Below are 7081 nucleotides of genomic sequence, written 5' to 3'. Positions count from 1 at the left end.
CTGGTGCATGGTGTCGATCTCTTAATGTCTGGAAACACTATTTGATCATAATCACCATGCACATTCAATTTTTTTATCCCTTTTTTCAATGCGTTAAGATAAAAATTCGTGTGGAACTCTCAGGGCTTGATCCTGCATCAGTACCCGTTTCATCTATATAACACAAGTGAGTCATTTCAATCCTTTGAATTTAATTGACCTGTATGTTTAATTTTAGATCATTAAATTAGGATTGAAACTATTATATTGATTATATTTTATTCATAATTTTATAACGGAAGAGTATTTAGATTTTTAGCAATTCATCTCGACAATCATATCAATCGAAAAGTAGGCAAGAACTTTTTAAATATCCTCATATGCATAGCGATAGAGCCTACTTGAAGTCTCCGAAAGATATAATTTATCAATCATTTTGGCATCCAATTAACTTGTACATCACTCTCTAAAGTATTAAGAAACTTCAGAGCATTTTTCTTTTGTTGCTCATTGGCTTGGTCACTACTTAAAACAAAATCAGCACGTTGAATAATTTTAGTTAAATATCTAATTGAATATATTTTAGTCTGTTTTGATTCAATGTCTTTGAATAAAGAACTATTCTCAAAGTCTTTAAAAAAAATAAGCGCCTGAAACTCTTCTAAACGAAGCAATACTTCTTTGCTAAATGGTGAAGTATCAGAGATAGCCATGCTAGGTAATTTATCAGAATCAACAAAAATACCTAATGAGCCGTTAGTATGACAGAACCCAAGTTCAAAGCCATTTGCATAAACATTATTAACAATATTTAAATCTAAATCATTATTGAAAGAACCCATTGTCTACCCCTTGAATTGCTTATTTGTAGTAGTCCATTAATAAATATTTAATCAGTCCATTAGGGTACATATAGTAACGTATTATCATAGAAATAGCATCTCTCGGGCGTGGTTCTTATAGGCGTTATACGATGTACTTAACCTATGGAGAAAAAACACCCAAATCTAATTAAAATAGGCAAAAGAATCCAGGAACTACGGAAGAAACGTGGTTATTCTCAAGAAGATTTCGCTGCCGCAGCACAACTAGGCCGAAGCTACGCAGGACGGGTAGAACGTGGCGAGCAGAATATTTCTATTCAAAGCTTGATTCAGATTGCACTTACCCTTGAAGTTGAAGTGGGCGAAATTTTTCCTCCTTTAGGACAATTACATACTCCATATAGAAAAAGATTAAGTAGCTCTGAAAGCGATAACAACAAAAAATAATTTACTGATAGCTTCGGAAGAACAGGCACAGATTATTACTTACCTTATTAATTAAGCAAATTACTAGCAAAATAATATCACTCATCAAAATCCATCTTTGTAAAATAGTGGATAGCATACAGCACATTAATAATGAGAGAAAAAATACCCCACAATAAAACTAACGGTACGATGCTATTAAAAAATATTTTAAAACCAATCCAATGTGCCTCAAGCCATTCAAAATGGCATACTCTAGTGAAAAATAATGCGACCAACATAAAAATACTCATGAAACATACATAACCAAGCAGTACTGATAAAAAATCCTTTCTAGTTAAATGTACTTTACTGGGTATACCTTTTACCACTGTTGATAATTCTATAGGTCTGACTTCACTACTATTAAATCTATTACCATACATTTTTTTATTTAACGTTTTAGAGTCTAATGTAGGTAAACTTATTAATGCAGCGAAGGAAAATGCAGACATAAAGGACAGGGTATTCATTCCAACTTGAATTAAAGAACTTATATTTTTAACAGATATGCCCGTATAAAGCACAATTATTAATATCAAGGGAAATAAAATATGATAACTAAATTTTGGATAACCCTTAATTTTAAAAACATAATCAATAAATGGCTTAATTAAAAAATTTAAGCTTCTCATCGCTCAAAACCTCATTAATTACTTTATCAACAATACCACCAATAACTCGCGAATAATTTGCATCAATTATACCATTTTTAAACTCAAGAACCGCTTTATGAAAAAAGAATTCCTGTAAAAGATCCTCATCTGACTTATAATCTGAAAAGTGATATTCATTTGTTTTAGTCGTTCCACCCAAATCAATAGTTACTTTCAAACTATCAAATTCATCTTTTTTTACCTTAATCACCTTCTTAACCCCATTTAATTGCTCATCCATATTGAGTTTAATTTTCTTAGGTAGTGTAAATATCATTTCATTTCTACCTATTGCGCTAAATGGGATTCCATCTTGAGAATCATTAACAACGGAATTTTTAATTAACTGTATCCCTTTTAAAGTACCTGTTTTTAACATATCTTCAAGCGTTTCACTTTTAAAAGCCTGAACCTCTAATCTGGGATATACATTTATAGAGCGATCTTCAAAAAGAATATTTGTTGTCCATTGTTTTAATAGATGATTTAAAGTTTTACACACTTGATTTGGTGTAATAAATGATCGTGCTTCAAGAGCAACGTATAAGTGATCTTCTCCTGAAATTTTGTTTTTCACCAAACGCATAACCATATGTGATATTAAACGCACAGCCTCTGTTTCTTTTTGTTCAATTTTTCGTTCTTTATCCAACTCAAAATCATAAAAATCATTTGCCTGTAAATTTCTATTAGCGTAAAAAAATAATCCTGCAAAACACTGTTCACTAGCTTCTTGAACAGAAAAATTCTTTATTTGTGCTTTATAAATACTAGTAGTATGGCTAACATCATCATTGTTTCTTAAAAAATCAATCATGCTTTTTAAACTATATTTTGATTTTAATTCACTATTCGAGTGGTATAATTGATTAAATTTTTCTTGCTTAATTTGATTTTTTTCGTCTTGAGAGAGTTCTTTCTCTCTTAATAAAAGCCTTCCAGTTAATTGTAGTCTTAACTCAAATTGGTAAAATCTGGCTATACTATTATGATTCATCAAAACTCCTTTGATTTCCACCCATTAGCACCGCGACTCTTCATGTATTGAAAATTATAGATTATTAGACTTAATTCTGGGAAAGACCCAAAAAATTAAACAGTATCCACAGAATTTTGGATCGTTTTTTGGATCGACTTGATGTGGTTGTTCGCTGGGGAAGTTCGTAACTCATTGATTTCATTGGTCGGGACGGAAGGATTTGAACCTTCGACCACTAGCACCCCATGCTAGTACGCTACCAGGCTGCGCTACGCCCCGACTGGTCGCAAATAATAACTAAGTTAAAGATAAATAACAAGCATTTGGGATTGAGAAATTATAAAAATTCTCCCTTAACCAAAAGCATTAATTCCTGTTATATGTTTTCCCAATACTAAAGTATGAACATTATCTGTCCCTTCATAAGTAAAAACAGATTCTAAATTGAGCATATGTCGTATAACATGATACTCTAGACTAATTCCGTTTCCTCCTAATAGATTTCTACATTTTCTGGCGATTTTCAATGCTTCCCGACAGGAATTCCCTTTAGCAAGCGAAATCATCGTAGGGGTTTCACGTTTTTTATCTTTCAAACGACCAATTTGTAAATTCAAGCATTGAGCTTTAATAATTTCCGTATAAATATCTGCCAAATCTTTTTGAATAAGTTGGAATGATGCTAAAGATTTATCAAATTGTTTTCGCTCTAACAGATAATCACGTGTGATATCAAAGCATGCCATAGCCGCCCCCATAGCGCCCCATGCAATCCCGTAGCGGGCCTGATTCAAGCAACTTAAAGCGGCAGCTAAACCTTTTTCAGTACCAGGAAGCAGATTTTCATCCGGAACAAAAACATTATCAAAAACCAGCTCTCCCGTAATCGAAGCTCGCAAAGACATTTTTGCTTTGATTTCAGGACAATGTACTCCTTTGGATTGAGTATCAACGATAAAGCCGCGAATACCGGCATCAGTTTTTGCCCACACAATAGCAATGTCTGCAATAGACGCATTGGTAATCCACATTTTGGCGCCATTTAAACACCAGCCACCATCTACTTTTTTTGCGTTAGTCCGCATACTGGCTGGATCAGAACCTGCATCAGGTTCAGTTAAACCAAAACATCCGATGATGTCGCCGGTTGCCATTCCGGGTAGATAATGGATTCTTTGCTCTTCGCTACCAAAGCGAAAAATTGGATACATGCATAAAGAACTTTGCACCGAAACAAAACTGCGTAGGCCACTGTCCCCTTTTTCTAATTCCTGGCACACTAAGCCATAAGCAACATAAGAGGCTTCGGAACCACCATATTCTGCAGGTAGGGTCAAACCCAATAACCCTAACTCTGCAGATTTACCAATCAATTCACGCGGAAAATGTGCTTGTTCAAAAGATTCGCACATCAATGGTACTACATCATTGCTCACAAAACGCGCCACGGTATCGCGTATCATTCGTTCATCATCTTGTAATTGTTCATCAAGAAATAATAAGTCGTCCAATTTCGTTCTCCTTCTTTTTTGAGTGTAACTCGAGTACTGCCTCAATAATATTTTCCTTATTGGGCAACAAATAGTGCCAAGCTGTGCCCAATGGGATAAAACTATCTTTTCCAATAATTCGTTTGATTTGCAAACTCGACGTGGCTTTTTCAACTAATAAAGCCATTAATCCTTCACTTAAAGATCCACTTTGTCTGCCTTCGTCGACAATAAGTACTTTCTTAGCCTGAGCTATTTCTTTCAAAATAGCAGCCTCAGGTAATGGACTAAGCCAGCGCAAGTCAATAATTTTTACATTAATATTATATTCTTCTTGAAGTACTTTCGCTGCCTGACGCGATAAATAATAACCATTGGCATAGGTTAAAATAACGGTAGAACCTTCTCCATAAACACCAACCTCCCCAAGTTCAATTACTTCATGCAGTGCCGGATAATTAAATAACCAGCCATTATCACCTGGTTTATTTAAATCTTTAGTCATATATAACGCAATAGGCTCCAGGAAAACAATGATGCGTCCCTCTTCGTAAGCCAGGCGCATGCATGTACGTAACATTTTGGCAGCATCTTGGCCATTAGAAGGACAACACACAATAACACCAGGCAAATCACGCAATACAGCAATGGAATTATCATTATGAAAATGACCACCAAAACCTTTTTGATAAGCAAGCGAAGCAATGCGAATAACCATAGGGTTCTGATATGCTCCATTTGAAAAAAAAGATAAAGTGGAGGCTTCACCACGTAATTGGTCTTCTGCATTATGCAAATAAGCTAAAAACTGGATTTCAGGAACAGGAATAAATCCATTATGTGCTAAACCAATGGCCGTTCCCAAAATAGTGGTCTCATCTAAAATCGTATCAAATACTCTGCGTTGGCCAAAACGTGCCTGTAAATCTGCAGTAACACGATATACTCCCCCTTTCTTACCTACATCTTCACCAAATACCAACATTTGTGGATACTGTGCCATTAAATCTGTCAGAGTAAAATTAATGAGCTGACATAAATTACGCTTTTGAGCTAATTGAGGATAGGCCTGTGCAAAAAGTGCAGCACGCTTTATTTCATTCGGAATCAAATAGTTTTTCTTTTTTGTTATCTTAGGAATAATCGCAGCCATAATTTCTTCAGCACTTTCCATTTTTGGTTGACGAATGGCTTCAGCAGTTTTTGCTTCAATTAACTGTTTATTGCTCTCATAAAGACTGATAATTGCTTCCTGAGTCATCCAGCCTTCGTGATAAAGCATTCCTGCAGTATGCAGTAAAGGATCTTGGGACTCGGTTAATGTAATTTCTGTTTGAGTCAAGTATTGCGATTCAATATCAGAACCTGCATGACCCAATAAACGTACACAACGCAGGTGTAAAAATACGGGCTGTTTTTTGCAGCGCGTTAAATGTTCTGCTTCTTGTGCCTTAATATAAATATCTGCAATATTTAAACCATCACATGAAATATAATGAATACCTGGACGGGAACTTATTGATTGTGCAATCCAATTCGTTGGTGTACGTACGGAGATACCTATTCCATTATCTTCACAAATAAATACGAGCGGCAAAGGATAATTTTGTTGTGCTAACCAGGAACAGGCATTGAACGTAGTTTGCGCAGATGTATGGTTCGTTGATGCATCACCAAAAGAACAAAGAATTATAGAGTCTGGATTTAAATTACCGGAAAATCCTAAATCTTTGGCACGTTTAATAGATAATGCGGCACCTAAAGCTTTGGGTAAATGTGAAGCAATGGTAGAAGTCTGGGGTGGAATAGTTAATGCAAGAGAACCAAAAACTTTGTGACGTCCTCCTGAGATAGGATCACTCGCTGCAGCCATGAGAGACAGTAAAATATCGCCGACTCCATCAACCCCTTGTACCTTTTTGGCGCGCTGCAGATATAAAGCGCCACTACGATAATGCAAAAAGGCCATGTCGTGTGGGCGGAAAACCTCGCCAAAGACAGCATTCCCTTCGTGCCCACTGCTGCCGATAGTATAAAAAGACAAGCCTTTTTCTTTCAGTTGTCTCGCAATTAAATCCAGTAACCGTGATTTAATTTGAGAGTCAAACAACTCAATGGTTGTTTTTTTATCTAATTTTGCCGTTTTTAAGCTGATAACACTTTTTAGTACAGGAAAATCTGCCTGCTGTACTCGTTTAACAAACTGCGCATCAATTACACTGGCTCTATCTAACATCCTCACATCCTGTCTGAATTGCTTTCGATACCAAACTGAGGAGTATATACGGATTTAAAATGAATCGGAAGAATGAGCTACATTGTTAAAAAATCTCAAAATATCTACAACTTTTAATAATATTAAAGTAACTCATGCCTGGTGCTATCTAAGCGGTTTCGTACTAATTACCTCATTCATCCTTACTGCAATACCCACACCCTTCTTGTGCACACAGAATCTGTCGCCCAAATTTTTTGCTTTCTTTCACTGTTAATATGGGCCATGAGCATTTGGGGCAAGGTTTGTCTATAGGTTCATTCCACAAGGCATAATCGCACTTTGGGTAATTACCACAGGAATAGAAAATTTTCCCTTTTCTTGATTTGCGTTGTAATATCTTTTTTTGATGACATTTAGGACACTCTACCCCTGTATCAGCTGGTTTTTGCAAAGTCTCCATGTGTTTTCAT

6 protein-coding genes, 1 tRNA gene and 1 pseudogene are annotated in these 7081 nt (G+C 35.6%); 1 reads left to right on the top strand and 7 read right to left on the bottom strand.

What is annotated here, in order from left to right; all coding sequences use genetic code 11:
* Positions 1 to 410: 410 nt before the first annotated feature.
* Complete coding sequence (locus tag WA877_RS00155) at positions 411 to 821, bottom strand: hypothetical protein (RefSeq protein WP_425168925.1); 411 nt, start codon at positions 819 to 821, stop codon at positions 411 to 413.
* 144 nt (positions 822 to 965) lie between these two features.
* Here WA877_RS00155 and WA877_RS00150 point away from each other — a divergent pair, with 144 nt between their 5' ends.
* Positions 966 to 1250 carry a helix-turn-helix domain-containing protein gene (locus tag WA877_RS00150; protein ID WP_425168924.1) on the top strand — a complete coding sequence of 95 codons (285 nt, stop codon included), beginning with the start codon at positions 966 to 968 and terminating at the stop codon, positions 1248 to 1250.
* A gap of 77 nt (positions 1251 to 1327) precedes the next feature.
* On the opposite strand, the gene WA877_RS00145 is transcribed toward WA877_RS00150, so the two are convergent.
* The 6 genes and pseudogenes from WA877_RS00145 to WA877_RS00120 form a co-directional block, all read right to left on the bottom strand.
* Positions 1328 to 1903, bottom strand: coding sequence for a hypothetical protein (locus WA877_RS00145; protein ID WP_425168923.1), 576 nt, complete (start codon positions 1901 to 1903; stop codon positions 1328 to 1330).
* A complete protein-coding gene (locus WA877_RS00140; protein WP_425168922.1) occupies positions 1878 to 2921 on the bottom strand; it encodes a hypothetical protein in 1044 nt (347 codons plus the stop codon). The genes WA877_RS00145 and WA877_RS00140 overlap by 26 nt, the downstream gene beginning before the upstream one ends.
* A gap of 184 nt (positions 2922 to 3105) precedes the next feature.
* Positions 3106 to 3182 (bottom strand) — tRNA-Pro (locus tag WA877_RS00135).
* 74 nt (positions 3183 to 3256) lie between these two features.
* Positions 3257 to 4366 carry an acyl-CoA dehydrogenase family protein gene (locus tag WA877_RS00130; protein ID WP_425168926.1) on the bottom strand — a complete coding sequence of 370 codons (1110 nt, stop codon included), beginning with the start codon at positions 4364 to 4366 and terminating at the stop codon, positions 3257 to 3259.
* Positions 4367 to 4391: 25 nt separating this feature from the next.
* Positions 4392 to 6629, bottom strand: a complete 2238-nt coding sequence (locus WA877_RS00125; RefSeq protein WP_425168921.1) for a dehydrogenase E1 component subunit alpha/beta — start codon at positions 6627 to 6629, stop codon at positions 4392 to 4394.
* A gap of 172 nt (positions 6630 to 6801) precedes the next feature.
* Positions 6802 to 7077 (bottom strand): annotated as a pseudogene (locus WA877_RS00120) (DNA topoisomerase family protein); the annotation flags it as partial.
* Positions 7078 to 7081: the final 4 nt, after the last annotated feature.

The sequence above is a fragment of the Legionella sp. genome, from assembly GCF_049790535.1.
Taxonomy (GTDB): Bacteria; Pseudomonadota; Gammaproteobacteria; order Legionellales; family Legionellaceae; genus Legionella.
This window is presented reverse-complemented; position numbering and strand designations above follow the sequence as displayed.

Excerpts from the sequence above, each read along its gene's own strand:
- WA877_RS00155 (WP_425168925.1), bottom strand. The coding sequence starts at position 821 with ATGGGTTCTTTCAATAATGATTTAGATTTAAATATTGTTAATAATGTT.
- WA877_RS00150 (WP_425168924.1), top strand. The coding sequence starts at position 966 with ATGGAGAAAAAACACCCAAATCTAATTAAAATAGGCAAAAGAATCCAG.
- WA877_RS00145 (WP_425168923.1), bottom strand. The coding sequence starts at position 1,903 with ATGAGAAGCTTAAATTTTTTAATTAAGCCATTTATTGATTATGTTTTT.
- WA877_RS00140 (WP_425168922.1), bottom strand. The coding sequence starts at position 2,921 with ATGAATCATAATAGTATAGCCAGATTTTACCAATTTGAGTTAAGACTA.
- WA877_RS00130 (WP_425168926.1), bottom strand. The coding sequence starts at position 4,366 with ATGATACGCGATACCGTGGCGCGTTTTGTGAGCAATGATGTAGTACCA.
- WA877_RS00125 (WP_425168921.1), bottom strand. The coding sequence starts at position 6,629 with ATGTTAGATAGAGCCAGTGTAATTGATGCGCAGTTTGTTAAACGAGTA.